The following is a 16,491-nucleotide window of genomic DNA, read 5'->3' on the forward strand; positions in this document are numbered from 1 at the left end:
ATTTCTAGCCAGAAGGCGACAGCATCAGGGTAGACTCTGATATCGATCCCCCTGATGCTGCAGAAGGGGTGTCTTGTTGTGTAGCCAGAGGATTTGTCAATGCATGTGTGTGTCGTGGGCGCTGGGGTTGTGGGCCTGTCCACCGCCTACGCGCTGACCCAAAAAGGGCACCGCGTGACCGTCATTGACCCGGCCGCTCCCGGCTCGGGGGCCACGGGTGGCAACGGTGCCCAACTGAGTTATTCCTACGTGCAGCCCATGGCCGACCCCGGCATCTGGGCACAGCTGCCACAGCTGCTGCTCTCGCCCTCGTCGGCCCTCAAGGTACGCCCCCAGTGGGACCCGGCGCAATGGGCCTGGTTGCTGCGTTTTTTGAAAGCCTGCAACACCGCTCAATCGCACAGCACCACCGCCCAACTGCTGCGCCTGGCCGCGCAAAGCCGCACGGCCCTGGACGCCTGGCGCGAGCGCGAAGCCCTGGACATCGACTTTTCTGCCAGCGGCAAACTGGTGATGTTCCGCTCGGCTGCGGCCTTCCACGCAGCGCGCAGTCAGCTCGCCTTGCAGCGGCAACTGGGCGGTGCACCACAGCAAGCGGTGTCCGCCGAAGAAGCCTGCGCGATTGAACCCGCCCTGACTCCCCGGCGCGACGCGTTTGCGGGCGGCATTTACACCGACAGTGAATGCGCCGCCGACGGCCAAAAGCTGTGCGACGCCTTGGTGCGGATTCTCTCGGTCCGTGATGTTCATTGGCGCATGGGCCAGCCAGTGCAGCGCTTGGTGGTGCGGGACCAGCACATGGAGGCGGTGCAACTGGCCTCGGGCCAGGACATCACGGCCGACGCCTTTGTGCTGAGCACGGGCCACAGCGCCCCTCTGTTGGCGGTACAGGCGGGCATCCGCCTGCCGGTATACCCCCTCAAGGGTTACAGCATCACGGTCGACACCGATGGCCCGGGCCTGGCCCCCCGTGTCAGCATCACCGACAGTGCCCGCAAACTGGTGTTCGCCCGCCTGGGCGAGCGCTTGCGCGTGGCGGGCATGGTCGAGCTCGTGGGCCGAAACACAGGCATTCCGGCAGACCGCATCGACAGCCTCAGATCCGCCACACAAGACCTGTTTGGCGATTGCTCACGCTTTGCCGACCTGCACCCCTGGACCGGCATGCGCCCGGCCACACCCACCGGCCTGCCGGTACTGGGCCGCCAGCCGCAAGGCCCTGCCAACCTGTACCTCAACACTGGCCATGGCGGCCTGGGCTTGACCCTGGCGGCAGGCTCGGCCGTAGAGGTGGCCGACGCCATCACACGGTCCGTCTGACAAATCACCCCTCCACACCCGACAAAAGGTGCCACATGACCCCATCACACGACCCCGGCTTTGCCAACGACACCCCATCCACCGACTGGAAACACGACGGTGTCCGTGTCGTGCCCGGTGACCAGCTCGACAGCAACGTGCCCTCCACCCCGGGCATGGACCGCAAGGCGGCCATCAACTTTGCACGCGTTGGGGCCCAAAAACTCTGGGCTGGCACGGTGCACATCCACCCCAATGCCAAAACCGGCGCACACCACCATGGCCCCCTGGAAAGCGTGATTTACGTGGTCAAAGGCCGTGCCCGCATGCGTTGGGGCAACGCGCTCGAATTCACCGCCGAAGCCGGCCCTGGCGACTTCATTTACGTTCCGCCCTTTGTGCCGCATCAGGAAATCAACGCCAGCGAGCACGAGACGCTGGAATGCGTGCTGTGCCGCAGCGATGGCCAGGCCGTGGCGGTCAACATGGCCATCGACCCGGTGGAAAAACCCGAGACCGTGCTCTGGATCGATCCCACCCACCCGCAAGGCGGCGTTTGAGCTGGAGCTGGGCTCACACCCAAGTGATAACCCCTAGACCGGCCACGGGCTGACGCCTTGCATTGCCTTGTTGAAAGCGTTAAGGTCAAAAGCCACTCTGGGACGACCTGATGCATCTCCATTTACCGGGCCTGCGCCTCAACCCGTGGAGCGCGCCTGCCAACAGCTTGTTGACCTGGATGTCATCCCTGGGACAACGCTCGAACCCGCTCCAGATGCAGCCGCACAACGTCGAGTCATTGAACGGTCAAGACGAATGCAAAAGATCACTGACCGAGGTGATTGAGACACAAATCATCCCGCGCATGGTGCAAGCGCACCAGATCCATCTCACGGGTGCGCAAACAACCGTGATACCGGCAGCGCCGACCCTCAGCGCCGAGCAGGTCAACACTTTTGCCAGACTGAGCCAGTTCAACCAAACCGGCGAAACCACCCGGTACATCGACCAATTGCTCAAGGACGGCATCACCACCGACCGCATTTTTCTGGAACTGATCGCACCCGCAGCCCGGCAACTGGGCCTGATGTGGGAGCAGGACCTGTGCGACTTCACCGAGGTCACCCGAGGTTTGGTGTGCATGCACGAAATCACCCACCGCTTGGGTTTTGAATACCAAAACGGCCCTCAACTCGGTAGCGATGTGCAACGCATCATGCTGGCTTCGGCACCGGGCTCCCAGCATTTTCTGGGCATGACCATCGTGTCGGACTTTTTCCGCAAAGCCGGCTGGGACGTGGTCATTGAAATCTCGGTCAGCGAAAAAGAATTGCAGCATGCCGTCAGCAACGAGTGGTTTGACGTCATCGGGATTTCGTGCGGCACACAAGCACAACTGCAGAGCCTGCCCGGCTTGATACGTTCACTCAAAGCCGCATCAGGCAACCCCGAACCCGGCGTGCTGCTGGGCGGCCCCATCTTCACCCTGCAACAGCACGATGCCCGCAGCCTGGGTGCCGATGGCATTTGTACCGATGTCAAAGAGGCTGTGGCTCTGGCGGCTTCTTTCAGAACGCGCCCAGCCTGAATCTGACGCGCCCAGCCTGCGCCGCGATGCGGATGCGCGACCACGCAGCTGGCTTCTTGCCCTTGAAGCGGCAAGATCATTGACACAGGTCAGGTGTGCATCGCCTGACAGTCGGTTACAAACACTTTCGGCATCCAATGCAGCAAGCTACGGTCTGCCACCGACTTGCGGTCCATGAAAGTGCGTCCTTGAACAACGAGCCTGACCCCCACATGACTTGCCCTGCGGCCCCGCAAGCGCACTCAACCGCTGACGGCCCGTCCGGGTGCAGTACCCTCACCGTCATGTTCGACGGCTCGTGTCCCTTGTGCCAACGGGAAATCGGGCTGTACCGGTCACTCACGCCTTTGCAGCCTGTGGTCTGGGTTGACGTGAGTCAAGCCGAGTTGACCGCACCCGTGCGCGCCCAGCTCATGGCGCGTTTCCATGTGCAGCAAAGCAATGGCCAAATGCTCAGTGGCGCCGCCGCTTTTGTGGCGCTTTGGCTCCACATGCCCGGTTGGCGTTGGCTGGGTCGCCTGGGACGCTTACCCGGCATGACGCCGCTGATGGAATGGGTGTACCGCGCATTTCTGACCATTCGCCCCGGGCTGCAGCGTTTGTTCAAAAAACGATTCGAAACCTGAGCGCATCACCGACAACGTGACTCGCACCGCCAAAGGAAAAACCGCATGAACTGGCTCAGGAGGTTACCGGGCTTTACCCGGTCCGCGCCAGGCCTCGAATGGGCTCTGTGGAAAAAGCTGCCATGGATCGCGCTGGCAGGCACAGCGCTGCCCTTGGTCTTGATCGGCCTGGCCTATTGGGCCGCAGACACCCCCACAACCGCGGCCACCGAACGCGCCTTGACGCAATGGTTTTACATCGCCATTGGCGCGGTCGTGCTGCACTGGACGCTGGTGCTGACGGCAACCATCGGTTGCGTGATCGTGATGCTCATGAAAGGTCCGGCCTTTGTGGCCGACGGTTTTGAAGTGCAACACAGCGACAAACCGGGCAGCCCCAATCCGGACACACCACATGAAAAAAACTGACGCTCACGCTTGCCCTGCCTGGACACCCTGCGAATCAGACGTGTCCAGCATCATGGCCATGGCCTGGCAAGACGACACGCCGTTTGAGGCGATTGCTTTGCAATTTTCCTTGAGCGAGTCCGAGGTCATCGCGATGATGCGCGAACATTTGAAGCCCCGCTCGTTCACCGTCTGGCGCATGCGGGTACGTGGACAGTCTGCCAAACACCAGGCCTTGCACCGAGGCCGACACGCGCGCGAAGAGCCTCGCCAGCATGCGCTGGACTCACCCATGTGCGGGGAGCATGCGCCATCGGATGTGCAAGACGATCGCTTTTTGCCCCCGTCCATCACGCTGGCATCTTTGCGCTGAAAAGCACTCAGGCGCGACGCTGAAGCCCCGAGGCATTGGTGGACTCATGGGCTTGAGCCCCCTTGACAGGCATCTGAAAAGTCGGCGCTGCGACTTGGGGCACGGTGTCGCTGTGCTGCACGACCATCGTGTTTTCAAAGCGTGAAGGCGAAGGCAGCATCGACTGCAACGCCGTCAGCACGTTGAGCAAACGCGGGTCCTGGGTCTGGGCATCGTCCGTGGTGTCGTTGATGCAGAAAAATTCGAGTGCCCCAAACTCGGCAACCAAGGCTTGTAATTGCTTTTGCTGATCGGCCTCGCCCGTGGAAACGTAACGATGACGATAAGGCCGGATGCTGGCTATGCCATGCGCCAAAGCCCAACGCAACACGAAATCTGACACGATGGTCGGTTTGTCCCAACTGCGAAACACGGTAGACCTGACCGTCGCAAACAACTCGGGGGCGACATCCTCCAACTCCCAAAGGATCGACTTGAGCATGGGCCGGGGCGAATGTGCAAAGGTGCGAAACGTGCTTTGATAGCGTGGATCTTGCACACGACAAGCAGGTTCGCCAGATCGGGTCGGATCACTCAACCACTGGATCGACAAGCGACATGCGTTCTCCAGCGAAGTCGCGTCCATGCGCATGGCCTCATCGGTCACCTCAGGATCATCTGACCAGGCGAGATGAAAACCCTCAGGGTGAAACCAGTCGCGCAACTGCACCGGAGCGCCAAAGAACACGTCATCGTTGAAATAAAAGTAACGCTCGGACAAGCCGGGGATGTGGTGAATCCAGGACTCGATGTGGCCCGAGTCAAATGTGGGCAAGGACGACTCGGGCATCAAATCACGGTGGTCCACCAGGGTCAGGCGGTCTGAAGGGCACAACCATTCAGGGGCCTGGGCATCGGTGACGATGTAAACATGCCCGTGCTCAGGGAAAAACTTCTCCAGCGCTCGCAAGCTGTAACGCAATTCATGGTTGTCACGAAAACGCCCCTCCACATTGCTGTAGCGGGCCATGGCGGCGCTGGAATCGCTGGCAAGTCGCTGCAGCGCAGCCTGGCGTTTGGCACGCCAACTCGAATCATTGCCGTCGACCCACAGATAAACAATGTCGATGGCTGAATCGTGAGACATGTGAACGTTGGATGGGTTAAAGGCCAGTCTGGCCATGGGTCTGGGCGGTCCATGTCTGCCAAGGCCTCAGCCCTTGTGGATGCAGTCATTTCGCCATTGTGCGAACGATCCGTGTGAATGGCTCCATCAAGAGACGACACCGTGATTTTTTGACAAAGGTCATAAATCCGCCTGAAATCCAGTTTAACACCCTGTTGAAGATGGCCGCTTCATGCGATCGGCATCACCATGCCGGATGCACCAGAGCGCGGCAGGACGCACCTGCGACCACGCAGATGCGGCGGACCACTGAGGTGCATTTGGCCAATCGGTGACAATCGACACTCTGCCTGCGATCACCATGAAAACCAAGACTTCTTCCATTCTTCCCGTCCTCTTCGCCATCGCCACAGGCGCTTTGATCACCCACTCAGCCGCCTTTGCGGCAAGCCCCAAAGCCGCCAAGCCTGCAGCCCATAAAAAGGCCACGTCCAACAAGAAGGCCACTGCTGTCGCCAGCGCACTGCCGCCATTGGCCGCTGAGACCGCCTTGGCGGCCAACGCGCCTGCGCTGCCCGCCAAAGCCTGGTTGCTGATGGACTACGACTCCGGCCAGGTGCTCGCCTCGGCCAACGCCGACGAAGCGCTGCCGCCAGCGTCGCTCACCAAGATGATGACCAGCTACATCGTCGAGCAAGCGCTGCGTTCGGGCAAGCTCAAACCCACCGACCTGGTCACCGTGAGCGAAAACGCCTGGTGCCGAGGCACCAGCGCCGAGTCCTGCATGTACCTGCCGCTGAACAGCCAAGCGACGGTCATCGACATCCTGCGCGGCATCATCATCCAGTCGGGCAACGACGCCTCCAAGGCAATTGCCGAACACATGGCCGGCTCCGAAGCCGGCTTTGCCAAGCTGATGAACGCCGAAGCCCAGCGCTTGGAGCTCACGCACACGAACTTTGTGAACCCCACGGGCCTGCCCGACCCGGCGCACAAATCGTCTGCACGAGATCTGGCCATCCTGGCGCGCGCCATCATCAAAGACGGGGCGGAGTACTACCCCCTCTACGCTGAACGCGAGTTCAAGTACAACGGCATCAAACAAGGCAACCGCAACGCCCTGCTCTACACCGACCCCAGCGTGGACGGCCTGAAAACCGGCCACACCGCAGAAGCCGGCTACTGCTTGGTCACCTCGTCCAAGCGAAACGACATGCGCCTGATCACGGTCATCCTCAACACCAACAGCCCCCAGGCAAGGGCTGACCAATCGCGCACCCTTCTGGGCTGGGGCTTTGGCAGCTTCGAAAAAGCCACCCCAATTCAGCCAAACGCTGTGGTCGGCACCGCCAAAGTCAGCTTTGGCAAGGCCGACACCGTGGCCGCAGGTCTGGGCACACCATGGCTTTTGACCGTGCCACGCGGCACGCAAGTGCAGACCGCCGTAGAACTCAAGCCAGGCCTGGAAGCCCCCGTGGCCAAGGGCGCAGTGGTTGGCAAAGTGATCGCCACATCGAACGGCAAAGCTGTGGGCGAAGCCCCATTGGTGGCGCAAGCCGAGGTGGAACGCTCGGGCCTGCTGCTGCGTGGCTGGCAGCATGTGACCCAATTGTTCGGCAAGTAAACGCCGACAAGCCAGCACAAAGGCACCTGCGGGTGCCTTTTTCACGGGTGGGCTGTTTTAAACCAAGGCCCGCTTCGCTGCAGCAGTCGCCCGCGCCGCGTGCAGTTTTTTGTAACTGTCGAGCAAGCGCTGGTGCCGGTCCAAGCCGTCCAGCTGCAAGCTGGTGGACGTGAGGCCATGAAAACGCACGCTGCCGTCCACCGAGCCGATGGCCGCATCCATGCGCTCGTCGCCGAACATGCGCCTGAAGTTCACCACGTAGTCTTCCAGGGCCAAGTCCTCGCCCAGCGTGACTTCGAGCACTACGTTCAGCGCTTGGTAAAACAATCGGCGCTCCACCGTGTTGTCGTTGTATTGCAAGAAAGCACCCACCAGTTCGTGGGCTTCTTCGAGCTGCTGCAAAGCCAGGTGAATGAGCAGCTTGAGCTCCATCACCGTCAACTGGCCCCACACCGTGTTGTCATCAAACTCAATGCCGATCAGTGTGGCGATGTCGAGGTAATCGTCGAGCTCGTTGTTCTCCAAGCGGTCCAGCAAGGCATCCAGCGCTTCGTCGTCCAGGCGGTGCAGGTTGAGCACATCGGCGCGGAACAAGAGCGCTTTGTTGGTGTTGTCCCAAATCAGGTCATCGACCGGGTACACCTCGGAATAACCGGGCACCAAGATGCGGCAAGCGGTGGCACCGAGTTGGTCGTGCACCGTCACATAGGCCTCTTTGCCCATGGCCTGCAAGATGCCGAACAGCGTGGCGGCCTCTTGGGCGGTGGCGTCTTCGCCTTGTCCGGCAAAGTCCCACTCCACAAACTCGTGATCGGCCCGGGCGCTGAAAAACCGCCACGACACGATGCCGCTGGAGTCAATGAAGTGCTCCACAAAATTGTTGGGCTCGGTCACGGCGTTGCTGATGAAGGTGGGCGCGGGCAAGTCGTTCAGGCCCTCAAAACTGCGGCCCTGCAGCAGCTCGGTCAGGCTGCGCTCCAGCGCCACCTCCAGCCTGGGGTGTGCACCAAACGACGCAAACACACCGCCCGTGCGCGGGTTCATCAAGGTCACGCACATCACCGGGTACACACCGCCGAGCGAAGCGTCTTTGACCAGGACCGGGAAGCCCTGCGCCTCCAAAGCCTCGATACCGGCCACGATGCCGGGGTACTTGGCCAACACGCCTGGCGGCACATCGGGCAAGGCCATTTCGCCTTCCAAAATCTCGCGCTTGACGGCCCGCTCAAAAATTTCCGACAGGCACTGCACCTGCGCTTCGACCAGCGTGTTGCCCGCGCTCATGCCGTTGCTCACGAACAGGTTTTCCACCAGGTTCGACGGGAAGTACACCACCTCACCATCGGACTGGCGCACATAGGGCAGCGCACAAATGCCGCGCTCGGTGTTGCCCGAGTTGGTGTCGAACAGGTGCGAGGCGCGCAGCTCGCCGTCGGGGTTGTAGACTCTCAAGCAGTGGGCATCCAACAAGCCTTTGGGCAGCGCGTCGCGCTTGCCGGGCTGGAACCAGCGCTCTTGCGGGTCGTGCACAAAGTCGGCCTGCGCGATGTCTTCGCCAAAAAACACGCCTGCATAAAAGTGGTTGTTGTTCAGGCGCTCGATGTATTCGCCCAGCGCCGAGGCCAAGGCGCTTTCTTTGGTCGATCCCTTGCCGTTGGTGAAGCACATGGGCGAATGCGCATCGCGGATGTGCAGCGACCACACATTGGGCACCAGGTTGCGCCAGGACGCGATCTCGATCTTGATGCCCAGGTTAGCCAACACCGCTGTCAAGTTGGCGATGGTCTGCTCCAGCGGCAAGTCTTTGCCCGCAATCAAGGTCTGCGATTGCGCATCGGGGTTCAGGGAGAGCAAGGCTTGCGCGTCGGCGTCGAGGTTGTCCACCGCCTCAACGATGAAAGTGGGGCCCGCTTGAATCGCCTTTTTGACCGTGCAACGGTCAATCGACCGCAAAATGCCCAGGCGGTCTTTGTCGGACATGTCGGCCGGCAACTCCACCTGGATCTTGATGGTCTGCAGGTAGCGGTTGTCGGGGTCCACGATGTTGTTTTGCGACAGGCGAATGTGCTCGGTGGAGATGCCGCGCGTCTGGCAATACAGCTTCACAAAATACGCCGCGCACAAAGCCGACGACGCCAAAAAATAATCGAAAGGCCCAGGCGCAGAGCCATCGCCCTTGTAGCGAATGGGCTGATCGGCCAGCACGGTGAAATCGTCAAACTTGGCCTCTAGGCGCAGTTTGTCGAGAAAGTTGACTTTGATTTCCATGCTGTGGTCCCTGGGAATGGATGCGCCCAGGGGCTGGTGAGCAGCTGGGAAGGTGAAAGAAAGGTGCGTAGTTTGCCTTAATACAGGACCCAAACTCTGGGATCTGGCTGCTTTTAAGCCACCGCTGCATCAAGCCAAAGTGTGAACAACTGATTACAATAGTTGCGTTCAAGATCAACCACATGCCCGAGTTTGACCCTTTATTTGCCAACCATCAGGTTGGCATGCTGATCGTGATGCTGGGCGGTGGTGACAAATCAACGCAGTCTGACGACATTGCCCGAGCCATTGCATTGTGCCGAACCCTCACGGAGTGACTGAGCATGAACCGCAAAATCAAAGCCGCCGACCTGCCCGACTTCGACATGGCCGAATACCTCAAGACCGACGAGGACGTGGCCAACTACCTGACGCTGGTGCTGGAAGAAAACGACCCTGCTGAGCTGACCCACGCGCTGGGCACCATTGCCCGCGCTCGCGGCATGACCGAAGTGGCCCGCGCCTCGGGCTTGACCCGCGAAGCCCTCTACAAAGCCCTGCGCCCCACATCGCACCCGCGCTTTGACACGATTGCCCGCGTCTGCACGGCGCTGGGAGTGAAGCTCGTCGCGCAGCCGATGAAAGCGTGACTTGTCCACACATTCACCCGTGCTGCGCCCTGTACTCCTGCGTCAACCCGCCATAGCCATACGCCCCGGCCCGCACATCATGCACATGGATGTAGCTCTCGTGGTGCAGGTTGGGCATCAGGGCTGACAAGCCGTCAAACACTGCCCGGATGTAATCAGCCTTTTCGGCCCGGGTGTTGGTCTCATCCGTGACCTTGATCTCGACATAGACGCTGGAGCATCCCTGCTCTGCCAGCGTGCGGCCACCCACCACCCAATGTTCGGGATCAACATAGCGCACGGCGATGGAGGTGAGTTCCGGTTTTTTGTGCAGCAACCGGGCCGTCAAATCAGACAACAACGCGGCCACTTCGCGGGTGGTTTGCGGATGGGCCGGACCGCTGAGCAAGACGTTCAAGATGGGCATGGTTTTCTCCTGTAAATGTTGAAAGCCACTTTAAGTAAACAACCAACCCACCGAAACAGTACAAAATGCAAATCGGTAAATCGTTATTTGCAAAACCAATCCGGAGTACTCCATGCCTTTTCACCTGGACGACCTCGCGCTGTTTGCCCGCATTGCGGCACTGGGCTCTCTGTCTGCCGCTGCCCGTGAACGCGACATCCCGGTCAGCCAGGTCACCCGCGCACTCACACGCTTAGAAACCGCTTGCGGCGCACGCCTCATGCACCGCAGCACCCACGGCCTGAGCCTGACCGACGAAGGCGACACCCTGCTGGCCCATGGACAAGACATGCTGAATACCGCCGAGGTGCTCGGGGCCGAACTGCAACTGCGCCAGGGCCAGCCCAGCGGCTGGGTGCGCGTGGGCGTGAGCGCCTCGGTGGCCGAAGCCGTGATCGCCCCCAGCCTGCCGGGCTTGTATGCGCTTTACCCGCAACTGCACATCGACATCGTGGTGGACGACCGCCTGGCCGACATGGCCCGCGACGGCATCGACATCGCTGTTCGCACCGCCGATGTGCACAGCGACAACCTGGTGGCCCGCACCATCGGTCATGCCAGCCGCACCCTGTATGCCAGCCCCGCTTATCTGGCTCGGCACGGCACACCTCAAACACCCGACGAGCTGGCGCAGCACCACCTGATTGGCAACAGCAAAGCCCCAGGCATGAACCAATGGCAAAGGCACGACAACAAAGCGCCCTGGGCCGTGAAAGGTCAAAGCCTGACCGACAACTCGGCTGTCATGCTCACCCTGGTGCGCCACGGCGTGGGCATTGCGCGCCTGCTCGACTTCGTGGCCCGACCCTGGGTGAAGGCAGGAGAGCTGGTGCCTCTGCTGCAAGGCAGCTTTGATGTGAGCGACATCCCCGTCTATGCCGTGATGCTGCCCGAACGGCACCGGCTGCCCAAGATCAGGGCTTGTGTGGACTATTGGGCGCAGCGGCTAACCGGCATTTCAAGTGTCCAACTCAATGATTCAACTGCCCTCAAGCCTTCTCCAGCCGCTTGATGCTGACCGGCTACGGGGTACGCAGTTCTTGTGCAAAGAAGTTCACGCGCAGTTCTTCCAGTAACCAGCGAAACTCCAGCATGCGGGCGTCTTGGGCCTTTGCGTTCGGCTACCAGGCACCAGTAGCGTGTTCTTGCGGTTTCCGCTCGGTCAAGCGCTAGGCATCGCTGGCGGGGTCGGCGCGGTATTTGTCTAGGGCATCACAACAAGGCATCCAGCCCCTTGCGGTCCAGCAAGTTCAGCAACTTGAGCGACGGGCCACTGGGGTGCTTCTCACCGATCTCCCATTTGCGCACGGTAGAGGCGCTGGTGTTCAGCACCGACGCCATCACGGTCTGACTCAAATTGTGCTGCTCGCGCAGTGCGCGAATTTGGGCGCTGTCATAGGGCGCAATCGGCTCCATGCAAAGCGCGTCGAGCTTTTGCATCTTCCGCTTGTCGATGAAACCCAAACGCTCCAGATCCGCCGCTGTTTCGTAAACCGTTGCCAGCACGCGGCTGGCAGCTTGGGGTTTGGCCTTTGTCTGGGTTTTCGGTTTAGTGCTCATGGCAAATCTCCTGTAATGAACCGTCTTGCACCGCGACTTCAACCTGAGCTGTGGACAAGTCCAGCAGTTGCTTGGCCAGCCACTGCAAGGCCTCTAACTCAGTGCGGGTCACATTGGCCTTTTCGTTCTTTTCAAATCCGAAAACGAAGAACCAACGACTGGCCCTGCGTGTGGCCACCAACGTGCAGGCACCCCCACGCTTGCCACGGCCGGGCAAGGCAACACGCTTCTTGAGCACATCGCCACCCAGATCAGCATCCACCAAGCCACCGAGCATCTCGCTCACTGCCAGGCACAAAGCGTGATCCGTCAGATCGGTTTTACGCATCCACTTGGCAAATTGACGGGTTTTGAAGACGCGGCGCATGCATCAAATTATGCCACTTAGTGGCATAAATCGTAAAACCCCATCAATGATTCAACTGGCCCCAAGCCTTCTCCAGCCGCTTGATGCTGACGGGTTGCGGGGTTCGCAGTTCTTGGGCGAAAAAGCTCACGCGCAGCTCTTCCAGTAGCCAGCGGAACTCCAGCATGCGGGCGTCTTGCGCGCCTTTGCGTTCGGCCACCAGGCGCCAGTAGCGCTGCTCTTGCGGCTTCAGCTCGGTCAGGCGCTGGGCGTCGCGGGCGGGGTCGGCGCGGTATTTGTCCAGGCGCAGGGTCACGGCTTTGAGGTAGCGGGCGCAGTGCTGCAGCTGCGGCCACGGGGTGGCGGCCATGAAGTTTTTGGGCATCAGGCGTTGCAGTTGCGCTGTGCAGTCTGCTGTGGCGTCGGGCGCATTTTTGGTGTCCTTGATCTTGCGGGTGGCCGCGCCAAACTCCAGCAAGATGGTGCCCGCCAGTCGGGCCACTTCGTTGGCAATCAGGGTCAAGCGTCCCCGGCCTTCTTCGATGCGGCGCTTGAAGGTGATTTCGTCGTTGGGCAGCGGGTCGAGCAAAAAGGCGCGGTCCAGCGCCACATCGATGATCTGGGTTTTCAGCTCGTCGGCTGTGCCGAGCGGCATGTAGGCCACGGCCATTTTTTGCAGGTCGGGGATGTTTTTCTCAAGGTACTTGAGCGCGTCTTTGATCTGCAGCGCAAACAGGCGACGCAGGCCTGCGCGGTTTTTGCTGGCGGCCACATCGGGCTCGTCAAAGACTTCGATGGTGACGGCGTCTTGCATGTCCACCAGCGCCGGGAAGCCGATCAGGGTCTGGCCGCCTTTGCTGATTTCCATCAGCTCGGGGAGTTCGCCGAAGGTCCAAGCGGTGTAGCGCTGGGGGGCGATAGGGGTTTGTTTGGCGGGGGTGGCTTTGGCGGGTGTTGTACCTGTGCGGGCATGGATACCCGCGTTCGCGGGTATGACATGGGAGGCGGGTATGACAGCTTCTTTGGTCGCACCCGACTGCCCTGTTGTCACACCCGACTTGATCGGGTGTCCATCGGGGTCATGGATGCCCGCGTTCGCAGGCATGACAGCAGAGGCAGGCATGGCTGATGAAGCGACTTTGAGCTGCGCCAGCGCCTGGAACGCGCCACGCGCCTTGGCCCCCAGCTCGCCTTTGAGCGCGCCCAGGTTGCGGCCCATGCCCAACTGACGCCCGTGCTCGTCCACCACGCACAGGTTCATGAACAGGTGCGGGCTGAGCATCTCGTGTTTGAAATCGGTGCGCTTGATGTCCAGGCTGGTTTCGTCGCGGGCTTTTTTGAGCAGCACATCGGTCAGCGAGCCGCTGCCAAACAGCTCGGGCACAGACAGCTCGGCGGCCAGGCGCGTGGCCGATTCGGGCAGCGGCACAAAGCGGCTGCGCGGGCGCTGCGGCAGGCTTTTGAGCAGGGCTTGAATTTTGTCTTTGAGCAGGCCAGGCACCAGCCATTCGCAGCGGTCTTCGCTCACCTGGTTGAGCACAAACAAAGGCACCGTCACCGTCACACCATCGCGGGCGTCGCCTGGCTGGTGCAAATAAGTGGCCTGGCAGTCGGTGCCGCCCAGACGGATGTGTTTGGGGAAGGCCTGCGTGGTGATGCCTGCGGCTTCGTGGCGCATCAGTTCTTCGCGGCTCAGCAGCAACAGGCGCGGCTGCTTGACGCTCTCATGGCGGTACCAGTCTTCCAGCAGGCGGCCGCTGCACACCTCGGGCGGAATCTGCTGGTCGTAAAAAGCGTAGATCAGCTCGTCGTCCACCAGTACGTCTTGGCGGCGCGACTTGTGCTCCAGCTCTTCGACCTTGGCGATCATCTTGTGGTTGGCGGCCAGGAAAGGCAGCTTGGTCTCCCACTGGTCGCCCACCAGCGCTTCGCGGATGAAAATCTCGCGTGCGCCGTGCAGGTCCACCCGGCTGTAGGCCGTGCGCCGCCCGCTGTAGACCACCAGGCCATACAGCGTGGCGCGTTCCAGCGCCACCACTTCGGCCGATTTCTTTTCCCAATGCGGGTCGAGCACTTGTTTGCGCAGCAGGTGCGCGCCGACTTGCTCCAACCACTGCGGCTCAATCGCGGCGATGCCTCGGCCAAACAGGCGCGTGGTTTCGACCAGCTCGGCCACAACGATCCAGCGGCCCGGTTTTTTGCTCAGGTGCGCGCCGGGGTGTTTGTGAAACTTGATGCCGCGTGCGCCCAGATAGGCCTCTTCGTCTTCGAGCTTGTAGCCCACGTTGCCCAACAGACCCGCCAGCATGGACAGGTGCAATTGCTCATAACTCGCAGGCTGCGTGTTGATGCGCCACTTGTGCTCGGCCACCACGGTGAGCAGCTGGGTGTGCGTGTCCCGCCACTCTCGCACGCGCCGGATGTTGACGAAGTTCTGGCGCAGCAGCTGCTCGTATTGGCGGTTGCTGAGTTTGTGCTGCGGCGCTTCTTGCGCGGGCCCGCCTTTAATTGGGGTCAGATCCCGATTGTTTTGCCCCGGCTGGGCTGGGGAATTTAATTGGGATCTGACCCCAATTGTTTTAGTGGGCCCACCTCGGGCGTCGTGAATCCACTTCCACAGCTTCAGGTAACCGGTGAATTCGCTCTTGTCGTCGTCGAACTTGGCGTGTTGTTGGTCGGCCTGGGCTTGCAAATCCATGGGGCGGTCGCGCACGTCTTGCACGCTCATGGCGCTGGCGATCACCAGCACTTCGTCGAGCGCTTCTCGGCCACGGGCTTCCAAGATCATGCGGCCCACACGCGGGTCCAGCGGCAGGCGGGCCAGCTCTTTGCCAATGGGGGTGAGTTCGTTGTCATCATCCACCGCGCCCAGCTCGGCCAACAGCTGGTAGCCGTCGGTGATGGCGCGTTTGGACGGCGCTTCAATGAACGGGAAGTCTTCCACCACACCCAGGTGCAGCGACTTCATGCGCAAGATCACACCCGCCAGAGACGAACGCAAAATTTCCGGATCGGTAAAACGCGGGCGGCCCGCAAAGTCTTTGTCGTCGTACAGGCGGATGCAGATGCCGTTGGCCACACGGCCGCAGCGGCCCGCCCGCTGGTTGGCCGCCGCCTGGCTGATGGGCTCGACCATCAGCTGCTCGACCTTGCTGCGCAGGCTGTAGCGCTTGACCCGCGCCGTGCCCGCGTCGATCACATAACGGATGCCGGGCACCGTCAATGACGTTTCGGCCACGTTGGTGGCCAGCACGATGCGGCGGCCATTCGATGCTTCAAAAATCCGGTCTTGCTCGGCCTGCGACAGGCGGGCAAACAGCGGCAGCACTTCGGCGTTGCGCGTGAGCGGCTGGTGCACCAAGTGCTTGCGCAGGTGGTCGGCGGCCTCGCGGATCTCGCGCTCGCCGGGCAAGAAGATCAGGATGTCGCCCCCTACCCCGCCCTGCCAGAGTTCGTCCACACCGTCCGCAATGGCATCGTTCAGGCCGTAGTCACGCGACTCTTCAAACGGACGGTAGCGCTGCTCCACCGGGAAGGTGCGCCCCGACACCATGATGACCGGGGCCGGACCGTTGCGCGAGGCAAAGTGTTTGGCAAAACGGTCGGCGTCGATGGTGGCCGAGGTGACGACGATTTTGAGGTCCGGGCGGCGCGGCAGGATCTGACGCAGGTAGCCGAGCAAGAAGTCGATGTTCAGGCTGCGCTCGTGCGCCTCGTCGATGATGATGGTGTCATAGGCTTGCAGCAACGGGTCGGTCTGTGTTTCGGCCAACAAAATACCGTCGGTCATGAGCTTGACCGAGGCGTTTTTACTCAAACGGTCCTGAAACCGCACCTTGAAGCCCACCACCTCGCCCAGTGGCGTCTTGAGTTCTTCGGCAATCCGCTTGGCCACCGAGCTGGCCGCAATGCGCCGTGGCTGGGTGTGGCCGATCATGCGCGCCCGCTCACCCGGCTTGGCGTTGAGCTTGCCGCGCCCCAGCATCAGCGCGATTTTGGGCAGCTGCGTGGTCTTGCCCGAGCCCGTTTCACCGCAGACGATGATGACCTGGTGCTGGTCCATAGCAGCCATGATTTCGTCACGGCGGGCCGAGACCGGCAGGCCTTCGGGGAACTCGATTTGGAGGGGGGTGTCAGACAAGGCGGAAACTTCTGTGAAAATCAAGGCAAGAACAGCGGGGGATTATCCCAGTCCCGCGCACCCTGCCACTTTCGCAGCCCTTTCACCGCACCTTCGCCGC

At 61.2% G+C, this 16,491-nt stretch carries 15 protein-coding genes and 1 pseudogene; 9 read left to right on the top strand and 7 right to left on the bottom strand.

Annotated elements, in window-relative coordinates:
• The first annotated feature begins 99 nt into the window (after positions 1–99).
• From B9Z47_RS05635 to B9Z47_RS05660, 6 genes are all read left to right on the top strand, one after another.
• Positions 100–1,320 (top strand): D-amino acid dehydrogenase, encoded by a 1,221-nt coding sequence (locus B9Z47_RS05635; protein ID WP_108330283.1) that lies wholly within the window; start codon positions 100–102, stop codon positions 1,318–1,320.
• Between the two features lie 35 nt (positions 1,321–1,355).
• The gene (locus B9Z47_RS05640; protein WP_108330284.1) at positions 1,356–1,859 is read left to right on the top strand and encodes a cupin domain-containing protein; all 504 of its coding nucleotides are present in this window, start codon (positions 1,356–1,358) and stop codon (positions 1,857–1,859) included.
• A gap of 110 nt (positions 1,860–1,969) precedes the next feature.
• Positions 1,970–2,887, top strand: coding sequence for a B12-binding domain-containing protein (locus B9Z47_RS05645; protein WP_233253671.1), 918 nt, complete (start codon positions 1,970–1,972; stop codon positions 2,885–2,887).
• Positions 2,888–3,075: 188 nt separating this feature from the next.
• Complete coding sequence (locus B9Z47_RS05650; RefSeq protein ID WP_233253672.1) at positions 3,076–3,513, top strand: thiol-disulfide oxidoreductase DCC family protein; 438 nt, start codon at positions 3,076–3,078, stop codon at positions 3,511–3,513.
• A gap of 45 nt (positions 3,514–3,558) precedes the next feature.
• Positions 3,559–3,921 carry a hypothetical protein gene (locus tag B9Z47_RS05655; RefSeq protein WP_108330286.1) on the top strand — a complete coding sequence of 121 codons (363 nt, stop codon included), beginning with the start codon at positions 3,559–3,561 and terminating at the stop codon, positions 3,919–3,921.
• The gene (locus B9Z47_RS05660) at positions 3,908–4,273 is read left to right on the top strand and encodes a TIGR03643 family protein (protein WP_108330287.1); all 366 of its coding nucleotides are present in this window, start codon (positions 3,908–3,910) and stop codon (positions 4,271–4,273) included. Before B9Z47_RS05655 ends, B9Z47_RS05660 begins: the two co-directional genes overlap by 14 nt.
• 7 nt (positions 4,274–4,280) lie before the next feature.
• Here the strand turns inward: B9Z47_RS05660 and B9Z47_RS05665 are convergent, their stop codons facing one another.
• Positions 4,281–5,399, bottom strand: coding sequence for a stealth family protein (locus B9Z47_RS05665; RefSeq protein WP_108330288.1), 1,119 nt, complete (start codon positions 5,397–5,399; stop codon positions 4,281–4,283).
• A gap of 340 nt (positions 5,400–5,739) precedes the next feature.
• Here B9Z47_RS05665 and B9Z47_RS05670 point away from each other — a divergent pair, with 340 nt between their 5' ends.
• Positions 5,740–7,002 (top strand): D-alanyl-D-alanine carboxypeptidase family protein, encoded by a 1,263-nt coding sequence (locus B9Z47_RS05670; RefSeq protein ID WP_108330723.1) that lies wholly within the window; start codon positions 5,740–5,742, stop codon positions 7,000–7,002.
• Between the two features lie 57 nt (positions 7,003–7,059).
• On the opposite strand, the gene B9Z47_RS05675 is transcribed toward B9Z47_RS05670, so the two are convergent.
• Complete coding sequence (locus B9Z47_RS05675) at positions 7,060–9,270, bottom strand: OsmC domain/YcaO domain-containing protein (RefSeq protein WP_108330289.1); 2,211 nt, start codon at positions 9,268–9,270, stop codon at positions 7,060–7,062.
• A gap of 323 nt (positions 9,271–9,593) precedes the next feature.
• Here B9Z47_RS05675 and B9Z47_RS05685 point away from each other — a divergent pair, with 323 nt between their 5' ends.
• Positions 9,594–9,899 (top strand): addiction module antidote protein, encoded by a 306-nt coding sequence (locus B9Z47_RS05685; RefSeq protein ID WP_199226270.1) that lies wholly within the window; start codon positions 9,594–9,596, stop codon positions 9,897–9,899.
• Positions 9,900–9,912: 13 nt separating this feature from the next.
• Here the strand turns inward: B9Z47_RS05685 and B9Z47_RS05690 are convergent, their stop codons facing one another.
• Positions 9,913–10,305, bottom strand: a complete 393-nt coding sequence (locus tag B9Z47_RS05690) for a 4-oxalocrotonate tautomerase family protein (RefSeq protein ID WP_108330291.1) — start codon at positions 10,303–10,305, stop codon at positions 9,913–9,915.
• 112 nt (positions 10,306–10,417) lie between these two features.
• Here B9Z47_RS05690 and B9Z47_RS05695 point away from each other — a divergent pair, with 112 nt between their 5' ends.
• A complete protein-coding gene (locus B9Z47_RS05695; protein ID WP_108330292.1) occupies positions 10,418–11,356 on the top strand; it encodes a LysR family transcriptional regulator in 939 nt (312 codons plus the stop codon).
• A 10-nt stretch (positions 11,357–11,366) separates the two neighbouring features.
• Here the strand turns inward: B9Z47_RS05695 and B9Z47_RS19185 are convergent.
• From B9Z47_RS19185 to hrpA, 4 genes and pseudogenes are all read right to left on the bottom strand, one after another.
• A pseudogene (locus tag B9Z47_RS19185) lies at positions 11,367–11,552 on the bottom strand (DUF3418 domain-containing protein); the annotation flags it as partial.
• A gap of 4 nt (positions 11,553–11,556) precedes the next feature.
• On the bottom strand, positions 11,557–11,904 hold the full coding sequence (locus B9Z47_RS05705; RefSeq protein ID WP_108330293.1) for a DNA-binding transcriptional regulator: 348 nt from the start codon (positions 11,902–11,904) through the stop codon (positions 11,557–11,559).
• Positions 11,894–12,271, bottom strand: a complete 378-nt coding sequence (locus B9Z47_RS05710; protein ID WP_108330294.1) for a type II toxin-antitoxin system RelE/ParE family toxin — start codon at positions 12,269–12,271, stop codon at positions 11,894–11,896. The genes B9Z47_RS05705 and B9Z47_RS05710 overlap by 11 nt, the downstream gene beginning before the upstream one ends.
• 43 nt (positions 12,272–12,314) lie before the next feature.
• Positions 12,315–16,391, bottom strand: a complete 4,077-nt coding sequence (hrpA, locus tag B9Z47_RS05715; RefSeq protein ID WP_108330726.1) for an ATP-dependent RNA helicase HrpA — start codon at positions 16,389–16,391, stop codon at positions 12,315–12,317.
• Positions 16,392–16,491: the final 100 nt, after the last annotated feature.

Origin of the sequence: Limnohabitans sp. 2KL-1, from assembly GCF_003063435.1 — a bacterium.
Classification (GTDB): domain Bacteria; phylum Pseudomonadota; class Gammaproteobacteria; order Burkholderiales; family Burkholderiaceae_C; genus Limnohabitans_A.